Source organism: Rhizobium aouanii (genome assembly GCF_037002925.1).
GTDB lineage: Bacteria > Pseudomonadota > Alphaproteobacteria > Rhizobiales > Rhizobiaceae > Rhizobium > Rhizobium aouanii.
In genome coordinates, this window is record NZ_JBAMYD010000017.1 from 68,829 (window position 1) to 82,041 (window position 13,213).

The 13,213-nt window shown below is 61.0% G+C and carries 12 protein-coding genes; 4 read left to right on the forward strand and 8 right to left on the reverse strand.

The genetic code is table 11. The annotated features are described in order from the left end of the window. The first annotated feature begins 69 nt into the window (after positions 1-69). Complete coding sequence (locus V8P77_RS26620; protein WP_335915010.1) at positions 70-1,644, forward strand: serine hydrolase; 1,575 nt, start codon at positions 70-72, stop codon at positions 1,642-1,644. A gap of 113 nt (positions 1,645-1,757) precedes the next feature. After that, entirely contained in the window at positions 1,758-2,033 is a 276-nt protein-coding gene (locus V8P77_RS26625) for a hypothetical protein (protein WP_003539905.1), read from the forward strand. An 89-nt stretch (positions 2,034-2,122) separates the two neighbouring features. Here V8P77_RS26625 and V8P77_RS26630 read toward each other — a convergent pair whose 3' ends face one another. Both V8P77_RS26630 and V8P77_RS26635 read right to left on the reverse strand, forming a co-directional pair. After that, positions 2,123-2,560, reverse strand: coding sequence for a DUF1489 family protein (locus V8P77_RS26630; protein WP_335915011.1), 438 nt, complete (start codon positions 2,558-2,560; stop codon positions 2,123-2,125). A gap of 61 nt (positions 2,561-2,621) precedes the next feature. Then, positions 2,622-4,025 (reverse strand): L-serine ammonia-lyase, encoded by a 1,404-nt coding sequence (locus tag V8P77_RS26635; protein ID WP_335915013.1) that lies wholly within the window; start codon positions 4,023-4,025, stop codon positions 2,622-2,624. A gap of 349 nt (positions 4,026-4,374) precedes the next feature. On the opposite strand from V8P77_RS26635, the gene V8P77_RS26640 reads away from it, so the two are divergent. Continuing rightward, positions 4,375-4,812 carry a VOC family protein gene (locus V8P77_RS26640; protein ID WP_335915014.1) on the forward strand — a complete coding sequence of 146 codons (438 nt, stop codon included), beginning with the start codon at positions 4,375-4,377 and terminating at the stop codon, positions 4,810-4,812. A gap of 1 nt (position 4,813) precedes the next feature. On the opposite strand, the gene V8P77_RS26645 is transcribed toward V8P77_RS26640, so the two are convergent. The 6 genes from V8P77_RS26645 to V8P77_RS26670 form a co-directional block, all read right to left on the reverse strand. Then, a complete protein-coding gene (locus tag V8P77_RS26645; protein ID WP_335915016.1) occupies positions 4,814-6,013 on the reverse strand; it encodes an acyltransferase family protein in 1,200 nt (399 codons plus the stop codon). A 146-nt stretch (positions 6,014-6,159) separates the two neighbouring features. Further along, positions 6,160-7,794 (reverse strand): FGGY-family carbohydrate kinase, encoded by a 1,635-nt coding sequence (locus V8P77_RS26650; protein WP_335915018.1) that lies wholly within the window; start codon positions 7,792-7,794, stop codon positions 6,160-6,162. A gap of 52 nt (positions 7,795-7,846) precedes the next feature. Then, a complete protein-coding gene (locus tag V8P77_RS26655; protein ID WP_335915020.1) occupies positions 7,847-8,575 on the reverse strand; it encodes an SDR family oxidoreductase in 729 nt (242 codons plus the stop codon). 21 nt (positions 8,576-8,596) lie between these two features. After that, on the reverse strand, positions 8,597-9,847 hold the full coding sequence (locus V8P77_RS26660) for a sugar ABC transporter permease (RefSeq protein ID WP_335915021.1): 1,251 nt from the start codon (positions 9,845-9,847) through the stop codon (positions 8,597-8,599). Beyond that, positions 9,844-10,662 (reverse strand): ATP-binding cassette domain-containing protein, encoded by an 819-nt coding sequence (locus tag V8P77_RS26665; RefSeq protein ID WP_335915022.1) that lies wholly within the window; start codon positions 10,660-10,662, stop codon positions 9,844-9,846. The genes V8P77_RS26660 and V8P77_RS26665 overlap by 4 nt, the downstream gene beginning before the upstream one ends. Positions 10,663-10,736: 74 nt before the next feature. Beyond that, on the reverse strand, positions 10,737-11,783 hold the full coding sequence (locus V8P77_RS26670) for an ABC transporter substrate-binding protein (protein WP_025394674.1): 1,047 nt from the start codon (positions 11,781-11,783) through the stop codon (positions 10,737-10,739). A gap of 283 nt (positions 11,784-12,066) precedes the next feature. On the opposite strand from V8P77_RS26670, the gene V8P77_RS26675 reads away from it, so the two are divergent. Further along, positions 12,067-13,113, forward strand: coding sequence for a LacI family DNA-binding transcriptional regulator (locus tag V8P77_RS26675; protein ID WP_335915023.1), 1,047 nt, complete (start codon positions 12,067-12,069; stop codon positions 13,111-13,113). Positions 13,114-13,213: the final 100 nt, after the last annotated feature.

A 13,213-nucleotide genomic window follows, 5' to 3' on the forward strand; every position in this document is an offset into this window, starting at 1 on the left:
TTTAGAAGACGAGCTGTGCGGCGGGAGGTGTGCGGTTCCTGCCAAAATCTGAAGTGCCAAATATCTGAAATGCAAGCGAAGAGTGGAATAGTGTCAAGGTCAGTCTCCTCCGTATCATCGTCCCGATCCGGCAGTTTTTTCGCAAGGCTGCTGGCGATCCTTTCGGTGGCCGTCACGATCGTCATGGTCGATTCGGTGAATGCCGACGCGGAAGCGGCAAATCCGAAATATGCAGGCATCGTCGTCGACGCCAAGACTGGCAACGTTCTCTACAGTGAGAACGCCGACAGGCTGCAATACCCCGCCTCCCTGACCAAGATGATGACCCTCTACATGACCTTCGAGGCATTGGAGCAGGGTCGCATCCGCCTCGATACGCCGGTTCCCTTCTCCGCCCATGCGTCAGCCCAGGCGCCGACCAAGCTCGGCGTACGCGCCGGCGGTACGATCACCGTCGAACAAGGCATTCTTGGTCTCGTCACCCTGTCAGCCAATGATGCCGCAACCGCACTCGGCGAAATGCTGGCTGGCGGCAGCGAGGATCGCTTCGCCCAGCTGATGACCGCCAAGGCGCACGCGCTCGGCATGACGCGCACCACCTATCGCAATGCCAACGGCCTGCCGAATACGGCGCAGATGACGACGGCGCGTGACCAGGCCCGCCTCGGCATCGCCCTTCGCCAGCATTTCCCGCAATATTACGGCTACTTCTCTACACGCGCCTTCAAGTTCGGCAGCCGCACGATCCGCAGCCACAACCGCCTGGTCGGCTCAGTGCGCGGCGTCGACGGCATCAAGACCGGTTACACCCGCGCTGCCGGCTTCAACCTGGTAAGCTCGGTACAGGTCGATGGCAAATCGATTGTCGGCGTCGTGATGGGTGGCGCCTCGACGCCCGCCCGCGATGCCCAGATGCGCAATCTGATCGCCACCTACCTGCCGAAGGCATCGAGCCGTGGCGGATCGTCGGCGCTGATCGCCCAGGCAGCCCCTGCCCCGGCGATGATCGTGACGCCCGCTCCGGTCCAGCCGAAGAAGGCTCAGCAGCAGGTCGCAAGGACGATCACCGCAGCGCAGCCGCCGGTTTCAGCCGCCGCTGCCGATCTCAGCCTGCCGCACAAAGGCCCGCTGCCGGATGCGCGCTATCAGGTCGCCGAGACCGAGGTCGCCTATACCGAGACCGCTGCACCGAAATCCGACAATCCGCTGGTAGCACAGCCGATGCCGGCGCCGACCAAGGTCAAGACCATGACCTTCAAGCAGCAGGCAGCGGTCGCCGCACCAAAGCCGACGCCCGCATCTATGCCGTCGGAACAGGGCGATACGTCGGTCGATAGCGTCACCACGGCCTCGACCACTCCCTCCCCGACTCGCGCTGCTTCAACTAGCACCGGTCCGACCGGCTGGGTGGTGCAGGTCGGCGTCTCGCCGAGCCGGCAGATGGCCCTGGATCTCCTGGAGGGCGCCAAGAGCAAGGGCGGCAAGGCATTAGCCTCAGCAAAGCCTTTCGCGGTCGCCTACGCCGCTGGTGGTGATCAGCTTTACCGCGCCCGCTTCGGCGGCTTCGACGATCAGCGCGACGCCGTCAACGCCTGCAAGGCCTTGAAGAAGGCCGGCATCAAGTGCTGGGCGGCTGCCCAATGAGCTATTCGATGCCGCCTGCAAGATGGCCGGCGGCATTGGTGACGGCCGGAATCGGTGTTTGCGTTTCCGGCCACCGTTCTTGAACTCGATCAGTACTGCGTACGAGGAAAACAATGGCGATCAATGAGAATGTTCCGGGAATGCCTTCAGACCGCCGCATGGCGGCCAAGGGGCGCTCATCCCTCCATCCGCTGCACGAGGCGGCTTTGCGCCTCGCCGAGATCGGCCTGCAGCGGCCGAAGGCGAAGTCTCCGAAGACCCGGGATCTCATCAATCTGCTGCTGTGCCATGGTGCGCGCGCCTGGCGCTATTCCCAGCCCGAAGCCCGCATCCATCTGCATGTAACCTCGCCGGACGGCAGTGCGCCGGTGCAACTGCGCCTGCGCTGAACTGCACAGGACCGCGCGCCCGAAAGGCCGCGCGGAGGACGTTCAATCCACGCATGAACCATTCCGGAAATCGCTTCGATTTTCAGGGATTAGAGCAGACCAAGGTCCGTAAGCTCGCGGCGAAGATCCGCGGGCATTTCGGCAATGCCGGCGCCAAGGCTTGTCAGGTCGCGCGGCACGTCGTCCTCAGTGTAATAACGCCAGCCCTGGAAGGGACGTTTCGGCTGCACAGCAGTCTCGATGACCTCAGGGCCGAGCATCAGGCGGCAGCGCGAAATGCCTTCGCCGTCGGTGAAGGCCTCGATGTCGAGCAGCTTCTGCCTCGCCTGCACCTGCCCCTTGATCACCCAGTAGAGCGAGCCGCCGTCAAGCAGTTCCTCCATACGTTTCGGCGCCATGCGCGTCGTATGCACCGAATGCGGCTCGAGCCCGGCGGCGATGGCGCGCAGCGAGCGTTCCGCCACCCATTCGCGCAGATCGTCTATCGAGTCGGCGCCGACGCAGAGTTTGATGAGATGCAATGCCATGCTGCCGTTGAAATCCTTTTGGCAGCGAGCGTCAAGCTTCAAGCACCTGATGTCCACAAACTCAGCATTCGACGACGTTGACGGCAAGGCCGCCGGTCGAGGTTTCCTTGTATTTCTCGCTCATGTCGTGGCCGGTCTGGCGCATCGTCTCGATACAGGCATCGAGCGGCACGAAATGCTGGCCGTCGCCCTTGATGGCGAGCGAGGCCGCCGTGACGGCCTTGACGGCACCGAGCGCGTTACGTTCGATGCAGGGAACCTGCACCAGGCCGGCGATCGGATCGCAGGTCATGCCGAGATGATGTTCGAGCGCGATTTCGGCGGCGTTTTCAATCTGTTCCGGCGTGCCGCCCATGACGGCGGCCAGGCCCGCGGCCGCCATCGCCGCCGCCGAGCCGACCTCGCCCTGACAGCCGACCTCAGCGCCAGAGATCGAGGCATTATGCTTGATGATGCCGCCGATGGCGGCGGCCGTCAGCAGGTAATCGCGGATGCCGTTCTGGTCCCAGTCCTCGTGGAAATGCTCGTAATAGCGGATCGTCGCCGGAATGACGCCGGCAGCACCATTGGTCGGCGCCGTGACGACGCGCCCGCCGGCTGCATTCTCCTCGTTGACGGCCATCGCATAGACGCTCAGCCAGTCATTGGCGAGCAGCGGGTTGATGCGGTTGCTGCGCCACTCCTCCTCCAGCTTGTCGTGAATCCTGCGGGCGCGACGCTTGACGTTGAGGCCGCCCGGCATGATGCCGTCGACCTTGAGGCCGCGCTCGATGCAGGAGCGCATTGCCTCCCAGATACGGTCAAGCCCCTGGTCGAGCTCCTCTTGGCTGCGCTGGCTCTCCTCGTTCGCCCGCTTCATCTGGGCGATCGACAACCCTGAGCGTTCCGCCATCTCGAGCATCTGCTTGGCGGTGGAGAAGGGATAGGGCACACGCGTGCCGCCGGGCGCGTTCTTCTTCGCGCGCATCTGCTCGAGCTCGGTGTCGGTGACGACGAAGCCGCCGCCGACCGAATAATAGATGCGCTTGACGAGAAGCCGACCGTCCCTGTCATAGGCGGAAAAGACCATGCCGTTGGCATGGCCGGGCAGCGGCTGTTTTTTGTCGAAGATCAGGTCGGTCTTCGGCTGGAATTGATAGGCGGGATGGCCCTCCGGCGTGATGCGGCCAGTGCGCTCCACGGTGTCGACGATGCCGTCCATTCTGTCGGGGTCGACGCTGTCGGGCGCTTCGCCCATTAGCCCGAGAATGACAGCCCTGCCCGTGCCGTGGCCGATCCCGGTATGGGCGAGCGAGCCGTGCAGGCTGACCTTGATGGCTGTGACCTGCGCGCCCGATGACGGGCGCGGCCATTCGTTCGAGAGGATCAGCTCGAGAAACCGGTTGGCCGCCGACATCGGACCCATCGTGTGTGAGCTCGACGGCCCGACACCGATCTTGAAGACATCGAATACCGAGAGAAACATGGGTGCGCCTTCTGAATACGAGGATGCAAGCTTAAGCGAGGTCGGTTTCGAATCCGTGCGAGCCACCGACATCGCATGGAGCCGGTGCGACATTCCGGCTGCACACTGGAGCGCCGCGTGTCCAATAGGATGCGCAGGCACTTTGAGTGTGCGCATAATCCTTGCCGAAAATCGAATCCGATTTTCGGGGTCATGCCCAAACCGAGCGGTCCGCCTTGGCACTCATTGCTGCATTCAAAGCCTATGCGGCGGAAGAACTGGTAGCCTTATCTTGACAGTCTGCCCCGACTCCCAATGTCCTGCTGACGTCGATGCTAGACGACACCTTGCAGATTGGGAGATTGGACACATGGCGCTCAAACGGATGGATAACGTGGGAATCGTCGTCGATGACCTCGAAGAGACGATTGATTTCTTTCGCGACCTCGGCCTCGAGCTCGAAGGGCGGGCCATGATCGAAGGAGAATGGGCTGGACGTGTGACTGGACTGGGCGATCAGCACGTCGAGATTGCCATGATGCGCACGCCTGATGGCCACAGCCGGCTCGAGCTCTCCCGCTTCCTCAGGCCGCCTACCGTTGCGGATCACCGCAATGCCCCGGTGAACGCTCTAGGCTACCTCCGCGTCATGTTCGCCCTTGATGACATCGACGAGACGCTTGAAAGGCTCCGCAAGCGCGGCGCGCAGCTCGTTGGTGATGTCGTGGATTATCAGGATACCTATCGGCTCTGCTACATCCGCGGGCCTGGAGGGCTTCTCATCGGACTCGCCCAAGAACTTAGCTGAGCTATGCGCGAAGCTTCTCGTCGGGATCATCTTGAATGACCGTGTCGTCGGCTCCATCCCAGGGCTCGGCCGTTGTCGAGATTTGTCGTTGATCGGCCATGGCTGACGTTGCGCCGTTCCCCAGGCGCTTTTCGAGCTCCTGCAGGCCGAGAATTGCGCGGTCCATTTGGTCGGCCGGAGTTTCGCGCGAAACCAGACGCCAGCGATTGTCCTGCCATATCAGGACCAGTAGCCGCCGGCCGGGAACCTCTATCGTCTCGTGGATGAACCATGCCCCGGCTACCGCAATGCAAAGCGTCACCACGATGAGCGCCGGTTCGGGCATCAAGGCATCAAAGGTCAAACGCGCCAAAAACATGATAGGGACATGGAAAAGGTAAAGTGAAAAACTGATCTTTCCCAGAAACCGTACCGGTGGAGCTGCCAGGATACGGGCTGCGACGGGAGGCTGTCGAGCGACGAGCCCGACAATGACGGCCGCGGCCACCGCACTTTGCAGGCTCCAAAATTCAGGGGAAAAACCGGGCAAGATATGCCTGTAAGTGAAGAACACCGCCAGAAGGAAAAGCGTTAAAATTCCTGTGAGGGCAGATGGAATCCATCTAGTCCAGTAGGAATGCATGATCCCGGCAAGTGCGCCGAAAAGAAAGTAAGGAAGCTTAGAGACGAGCACTATTCCCGGGCCTGGCAATTCAACGAGGCCATCCACGACGACGGCCACGGTGAGGCCCACAATCATGCCGCTATAGCGGTGCGGCTGGGCCAAGCAAAGCCACAGGGCAGGAAAGAGCAGATAGAATTGGATCTCGGGCGGTATCGACCAGAAAACACCACTCGAGCCGAGAAGAAAGACATGTCGGACAAAATCCGTGCCGCCAGCGATCGGCTGAATAAAATCCAGATTTGGCATGCTCGACAGCATCGCTACGAGAACGACGGCCGCCAGGTAAACCGGATAGATGCGGGCAAACCGGCTCACAAGAAAATCCAGCACGTTTTCTCTCGTGACCGGCCGTGAGCCGTAGAGATGAGCCATCAGGAAGCCACTGAGAGCAAAAAACAAACCGACAGCTTCGTCGCCCATCGTCACCAGATGCGGAGCTGTGATCGGAAAGATAAGGCCAATATGGGCTCCAACGACGAGAAGCGCAGCGACACCGCGCAGGCCATCAAGACTCGGGATGTAATCCGGCCGACTCATGGGTCACTTTTGAATCAGGTGTTCAGGTTCAGTCCTGAACAATTGGCCGTCGCGACTTTACAAGCAGTTAACGCGGAGCGCGACCTAGTCGGTGAATTTGCCGACGGCGACTTCGCGACCGCTGGCAGCCGGGCGGCTCTGAAAGCTCAACTATCTTTCAGCTCTCTGGCCAGCTTCTGTAGTGCAGCAAAGGCCGAGTAGCGTTTGGCATGAATCTCCGCCAACGCGCCCACCGCCGGCCTATAAACATGCGCGGGACTGCACAACCGCTTCATCGCCGAGACCACGTCCGGAAAGGCGCCGCCTGCGACCGCTCCAAGGATAGCCGAACCAAGCAGCACCGGCTCTTCCGATACGGTCCCCACCACCGGCGCGCCACAGGCGTCGGCAAGTATCTGTCGGACCAGTTCATGCTGCCCCGCACCGCCGCTGATGACGACGCTTTCGATATGCGCACCGGCTTGAGCCTGGGTCTCGATGATCTGTCGCAGACCGTAGCCGATGCCACAGAGCCCTGCCACATACAGCGCCACGAGACTGTCGAAGTCGCGCTTCATTCCAAGGCCTGCGATCACCGCTCGGGCATGCGGATCGGCAAAAGGTGCGCGATTGCCAAGAAATTCGGGAACGACATGCAGGCCCGCCGCCAGGCGTACGGCCTCCGACATGGCGCCGGCTTTTTCAGCGGCGGCATTTGCGATCAGGACCGGCAGCGGCACATGTCGTTGTTCTGCCAGCCCATGCGCTTCGACTGCGGCGGGATGAAAGGCCAGCAGTTGATCAATCGCGGCACCGGCAGCACTTTGTCCCCCTTCATTGAGCCACATACCAGGGACCATGGCTGAATAATACGGTCCCCAAACGCCAGGCACGAAGACCGGCTCGGCGGTGGATGTCATGGTACAGGACGAGGTTCCGAAGACATAGGCGAGATTGGCACCCGGACGGCCACCGATACCAACGGTGCCGATGCCGCCAGCATGAGCGTCGATCATACCAGCGGCGACAGCAGTTCCTGACTGCAATCCCATGGCCTTCGCGGCCTCCGCCGTCAGCCCCTGCCCTAGCGGCGTTCCTGGCTCGACGATGCGCGTGCCGATCCGGGCGAAGCCTTCGTCGGCAAGCGACCCGAGGCCGATCTCTTGGAAATAGGTTGGGTCCCATCTTTGCTCGTGGGCAAGGTAGGTCCATTTGCAGGTCACGGTGCAGGTGGAGCGCGCAAGGTCGCCGGTTGCCTTCCAAGTGAGGAAATCGGCGAGGTCGAAAAACTGCCACGCCGCATCAAAGGTTTCCAGACGATTCTCCTTTAGCCAAAGGATCTTCGGCGTCTCCATCTCCGGCGAAATCCGTCCGCCCACATATCGCAGGACATCGTGCCCCATATCGTTGATCCGTTCCGCCTGGGCGACAGCGCGGTGGTCCATCCAGACGATGATGTCGCGGTTGGGATCCTCCGACGAACCGACAGCGAGAGGGCGCCCGCCCCCGCCAAGCACGACCAGCGAGCACGTCGCATCAAAACCAAGACCAATGATCGCCGTCGTATCCACCCCGGCAGCCATGACCACCTCGCGGATAACAGTACAGACGGCGTCCCAGATTTCGGTACTCGACTGCTCGGCAATGGTGCCGGCTTCCCGGAAGAGGGAAATGTCGCGCTTGGCCACCGCCAGCAGCCGGCCCGCCAGATCAAAGAGCCCGGCACGCGCGCTTCCAGTGCCGACATCGACGCCGATGAGATAGCGTGAGGCGGGCGCTGTGGTGTTCGCTGCGTCGATCATGATGTTGGCTCTTGCATATCTTGGGATGTTGGGAAGGTGCCGTCGGCGTCGATCAGAGATCGACGCTGTTGGGCAGGATGACGAGGTCGCGAATGGTGACGTTGCGAGGGCGCGTCAGCATGAAGAGCACGGCATCCGCTACTTCCTTCGGCTGCATCAGACTGCCATTGGCTAGCGCTTCCTCCATCTTGGCCTTCGGCCAGTCGTCGAGCAGAGCGGTGACCACCGGACCAGGCAGGATTGCGCCCACGCGCACCCCATCTTTTGCGACCTGTCGGCGGGTCGAATGAACAAAAGCCTGAACCGCGAATTTCGACGCCGTGTAGATCGGCTCCCAGACAACCGGCACGACACCGGCAATCGAACTGGTGAACAGGATGTCGCCCGACTTTTGCGCAATCATGTGCGGCAGCACTGCGTGAACCGAGCGGAAGGCAGCGTTGATATTGAGGTTGAGCATCCGGTCCCAGGCATCCGGATCGCCTTCTACGACCGGACCGCCAATATAGCCACCGGCATTGGCATGGAAGATATCGAGACTGCCGGCGACCTCGAGAATGCGCGGCAGAATGCCGGACAATTCCTTACCGTCGAGCAGATCGACCACCAGCGGCTTGGCTCGGTCTCCGAGTTCCGAGCACAGCGTTTCGAGCTTGTCCTTGGCCCGGTCGATCAGCACCACGGTTGCGCCTTCCGCCAGCAAGGTACGGGCGCATTCCAGACCGATGCCCGATGCGGCGCCGGTGATTGCGGCAACTTTGCCCTTCATCAGTTCAGCCATGAGATTTCCTCCAGTTTATTGTTAGGCACGGCCATGGCTGACACGCGAACGGCGCGCAAGCGAGTCGACGATGACAGCAATCGCCAGCACCGCGCCGGTGATCATGTAGCGCAGGGACGAACTAAGATTGAGCAGGGTAAGGCCATTGGAGATCGCCTGGATGACAATGATGCCGAGCAGGGCCGAATAAGCGCTGCCACGGCCGCCAAACAGGCTTGTCCCGCCGATGACGGCTGCCGCGATCGCATTCAGATTGACATCGCCGGTGCCGGCCTGCTGGCTGGATGATGCCAGGCGAGATGCCGAGAGGATGCCACCGAGGGCGCCCAAGGTCGAGCACAGCATGAAGGCGCTCAGATAGATGCGACGGACGTTGATGCCCGAGCGGCGGGCCGCTTCACGGTTTCCGCCGACGGCGAACATCGACCGCCCCCACTGCGTCTTCGTCAGCGCATAGTTCAAGATGACGGCCAGCGCGACGAAGAGGCCGAACATCCACGGCACGCCGCGGCCGAGGTTCAGATAATAAACAGCGAATTCCAGAGCGACCGTCAGCACGGCCACCTTGACCAGGAGATTGCTCAATGGTCGCGAGGAGAGATTGACCGATTGCCTGCGCTTGCGAATGGCAAAGCCGGCAATGATCATGACGAGACCCGGCACCAATGCCAGAATATGCGACATCCAATCCGGCATCACCAGGATCTGACCGAAGCGCACCAGGGGTGAGGCATAGGGAAGATTGATGCTTCCGGTCGCGCCAAGGATATAGAGCTGCAACCCGAGAAGTGCGAGTAGGCCGGCAAGCGTGGCAACGAAGCTCGGCATGCCCAGCCGATTGTACATCAGGGCGTAGAGCGCGCCGACAAAAGCGCCGGTGGCGAGGGCCGCGAAGATCGCGACGAAGACAGGCAGACCCGAGTTGACCCAGAGCACGCCGATGATAGCCGATGACAGGCCGCTCATTGAGCCGACCGACAGGTCGATCTCGCCCAACAGAAGGACGCAGACGATGCCGAGCGAGATGATGCCCACGGTCGCGCAATCGAACAGCAGATTCACGAGATTGTTCGGCGCCAGGAAGATCGGGTTGAGAATGCTGAAGACCGTCGAGATGACGATCAGCCCCACCGCCACCGGCAGCATGCCGAGATCGCCGGAGCGCACGCGATTGACGAAACTCCTGAACATACCGGCCAGGCCATCATCATGTTTGACCCTGATGTCGCCACGGTCCAGAGCCTGATCGCTGTTTGACATATTCTCGCTCATGCGACGCTCCCGCTGCTTTCGTTGTGGCCCGTCTTGCGATCCAGGCGGCGCGACACGGAGTTTTCTGTGGCTCCGGTGATGGATGCGACGAGTTCCTGATTGGATGCGTCGGGGCTGAAGATGCCGTTGTTGCGCCCGAGGCGCAGGACAACGATGCGGTCGGCAACCGCGCGCACATCTTCCATGTTGTGGCTGATGATGATGACGCCCAACCCGCGATCACGGACGCGTTCGATGAGGTTCAGCACCTCGGCTGTCTGCGCCACGCCGAGCGCCGCGGTCGGTTCGTCGAGCATGATAATTTTTGGGTCGAGAAGCAGGGATCGCGCGATGGCAACTGTCTGGCGCTGGCCACCCGACAGCGAAGCAATCGGCTCTCTTACCGATGGAATGCGCGCCGCCAGCTCTTTCAAGAGCGTCCAGGCGCGGACCTCCATGGCGATTTCATCGAGATTCCACGGCGACAATTCATGGCCCAGGAAGAGATTGGCGACGACGTCGAGATTCTCGCAGAGGGCCAGATCCTGGAACACGGTGGCGATGCCGAGTTCAAGGGCACGGCTTGGACTGTCGAGCGACACTTCCTGGCCGCAGAACTCGATTTTTCCGGACGACGGCTGGTGCACACCTGCCAGAACCTTGATCAGGGTCGACTTGCCGGCGCCATTGTCTCCGACGAGAGCAACGACTTCGCCGGCACGCACTTCCAGATCAATATCGGTCAGCGCCGACACCGCACCAAAATTCTTTGAGATATTGGTGAGCCGGAGAATGGGACTACCTTTCTCCGGGTTCGCCCTGTGTTCTTGCACCATGGTTTGACGCTCTTTTTAGGTTCGGGGGTATCTCCGGCCACGCCTTGGCGCGGCCGGAGATCTCGGGAGAATTATTACTTGGTAATGCCGAGCTTCTTGCAGCCTTCGGCGTATTCACCGGTGCAGACCTCCTCAGGAGTCTGGATCTTCTTGTCGAAGATTTCTGCCTTGATGTTGTCTGCCGTCACGACGGCCGGCACGAAGAGTTCGGACGGCGTGTCGTAAAGCGAGGTCTTCGCTTCCGGCTTTTCGCCCTTCAGAAGCTGTACCGCCACCTTGGCGGCAGCGGCAGCCACGATTTCCGACGGTTTGGAAATGGTGTTGTACTGGTCGCCGGAGATGATCAGCTGCAAGGCCGCGATCGTCGCGTCATTGCCGGTGATCGGCGGAACAGGGTCTACGCCTGCAGCCTTGAAGGCAGCGATCGCGCCGCCACCCGTGCCGTCATTGGCGGCGACAACGCCCTTGATATCTGCACCAAAGCGGGTGATCTGACCGGCGGCCCATTCCTGGGCTTTCGGCGGCGCCCATTCCGGCGTGTCGAATTCCGCAAGTGTCTTGTAGCCGGAATCCTTCAGGCCGCGATGGATACCGTCACGGATAAGTCCAGCCGCCGCGTCCGTCGGAGAGCCATTGATCTGCAGCAGGCCGGCGCCTTCTGCAACGCCGCTTGCCTTGAGATGCTGAACCAGCGACTCGGCGATGGCATGGCCGATGCCTTCATTGTCGAAGGACACATAGAAATCCGCCGGCTTGGTGGGGATCGGACGGTCATAGGCTATGACCTTGACGTCCTGGGACTGTGCGATCTCGACAAGCGCGGCCGCAGCCGCCGAGTCAACCGGGTCGATCACGACAACCTTGGCGCCCTGGGCGATGACCGAATTGAACTGCTGCTGCTGAAGCGCCGTATCGGCATTGGCATTTTGGTAGATGACCGTGCATTTCGCGCACAGCTTCTCCATCTCCGCCTTGAACCCCGGATAGTCATGCTGCTCGTAGCGCGTCGACGCCTGGTCCGGCATCAGGAATGCAACAGTAGCGGCGTCTTGCGCATAGGCCGAACCGGCAAACATGGCAGCGGCAGCAACCGACACCATCATCATTGAACGGAATTCCATGGTTTCCTCCTTTTGAATGCATAAACACGTGCCGAAAGGCGTGTTCCGGTTTCATGCCCAAGCCTCTCCTCAAGCCTTGCTGCAGAGACAGCAAAGCGTGCGTATCACCGCCCTCGCCGACCAGGTCGACGCGGGTCATGATCGTGGATTTTCCCGGACACCTCCCCGGTCGACCCTCCACGGCCAACCAATTTCATCGATTGAGCAACACTGCTCAATCGATGAAGCAACAATTGCCACCTTCTTCTAATAATGTCAAGTTGCGATCGAAGTGGAGATATAAGTGAATCAGGACAGGCCGACAAAAAAGACCACGATCTATGATTTAGCCGAGCTTGCCGGAACGTCGGCGAGTGCTGTCAGCGCCGTGCTGAACGGGAATTGGAAGAAGCGTAGAATCAGCAGTCAATTGGCGGAGAAAATCACCCGGCTCGCGGAGGAGCAGGGTTATGCCATCAACATGCAGGCCAGCCTGCTTCGGCGGGAGAAGTCGAAAATCATCGGCATGATCGTGCCCAAATATGACAACCGCTATTTCGGATCGATCGTCGAGACCTTCGAGACCATGGCACGCGAGCGAGGTCTTTTCCCGATCATCACCTGCACACGCCGCGACCCTGAACTGGAGGTCGAAGCGGCCAGGACGATGCTTTCCTATCAGGTCGAATGGCTGGTCTCGACCGGCGCCACGGATCCCGACCGCATCAGTGATATCTGCGGAGCCGCGGGCGTCGGAAGCCTCAACCTCGATCTGCCCGGCACCAAAGCCCCTTCTGTCATTTCCGACAATTTCACCGGCGCCCGAGAATTGACGCGGCGCATTCTCGTCAACAGCGAGCGCAAGCTGGGCGCGGCTCGCCCGCTTCTCTTCATCGGTGGCCGCGGCAGCGATCACAACACCGCGGAGCGCGTGCGCGGCTTTCGCGCGGCCCATGCCGATATCGGTATACCGGTCGACGAGAGACATATCCTGACCTGCGGATACGCACCGGAAAAAGCCGAGATGTCTCTTCAGGCGCTGGCCATGGCAGAGCGTGAGGTGCCGAGCGGCATGTTCGTGAATTCCACCATTTCGCTCGAAGGCGTCATGCGTTGGATCAAGCGCTCCGGCCACTATGTCGATCACAGCCCAGTCATGGGCTGCTTCGACTGGGACCCCTTCGCGGCACTACTCGGCGACGAGATCGAGATGGTGCGGCAGGACGTCCAGGGCATGCTGAACGCCGTATTCGAGGTCATCGACCATGGAGCCAGAGGCGCCTCGCTCATCGAGATTCCGCCTGTCTTCGTGGATAGCAACTATGCCCTCATCAATGATCCAATGGTGTGAGAGGAATCGGGCCGATCCCACCGGCGTCAGAAACCTGGTGCCGTCTGCTACCCACCAAGCCTTGTCGTTTCCCGACGGCTCGATTATGCCGAACTGCCGC

Bases quoted from the DNA above. Each gene is read 5' to 3' on its own strand.
- V8P77_RS26655 (WP_335915020.1), bottom strand. From the start codon at position 8,575: ATGGCTGAACTGATGAAGGGCAAAGTTGCCGCAATCACCGGCGCCGCA.
- V8P77_RS26670 (WP_025394674.1), bottom strand. From the start codon at position 11,783: ATGGAATTCCGTTCAATGATGATGGTGTCGGTTGCTGCCGCTGCCATG.
- V8P77_RS26625 (WP_003539905.1), top strand. From the start codon at position 1,758: ATGGCGATCAATGAGAATGTTCCGGGAATGCCTTCAGACCGCCGCATG.
- V8P77_RS26660 (WP_335915021.1), bottom strand. From the start codon at position 9,847: ATGAGCGAGAATATGTCAAACAGCGATCAGGCTCTGGACCGTGGCGAC.
- V8P77_RS26630 (WP_335915011.1), bottom strand. From the start codon at position 2,560: ATGGCATTGCATCTCATCAAACTCTGCGTCGGCGCCGACTCGATAGAC.
- V8P77_RS26645 (WP_335915016.1), bottom strand. From the start codon at position 6,013: ATGAGTCGGCCGGATTACATCCCGAGTCTTGATGGCCTGCGCGGTGTC.
- V8P77_RS26635 (WP_335915013.1), bottom strand. From the start codon at position 4,025: ATGTTTCTCTCGGTATTCGATGTCTTCAAGATCGGTGTCGGGCCGTCG.
- V8P77_RS26665 (WP_335915022.1), bottom strand. From the start codon at position 10,662: ATGGTGCAAGAACACAGGGCGAACCCGGAGAAAGGTAGTCCCATTCTC.
- V8P77_RS26650 (WP_335915018.1), bottom strand. From the start codon at position 7,794: ATGATCGACGCAGCGAACACCACAGCGCCCGCCTCACGCTATCTCATC.
- V8P77_RS26640 (WP_335915014.1), top strand. From the start codon at position 4,375: ATGGCGCTCAAACGGATGGATAACGTGGGAATCGTCGTCGATGACCTC.
- V8P77_RS26620 (WP_335915010.1), top strand. From the start codon at position 70: ATGCAAGCGAAGAGTGGAATAGTGTCAAGGTCAGTCTCCTCCGTATCA.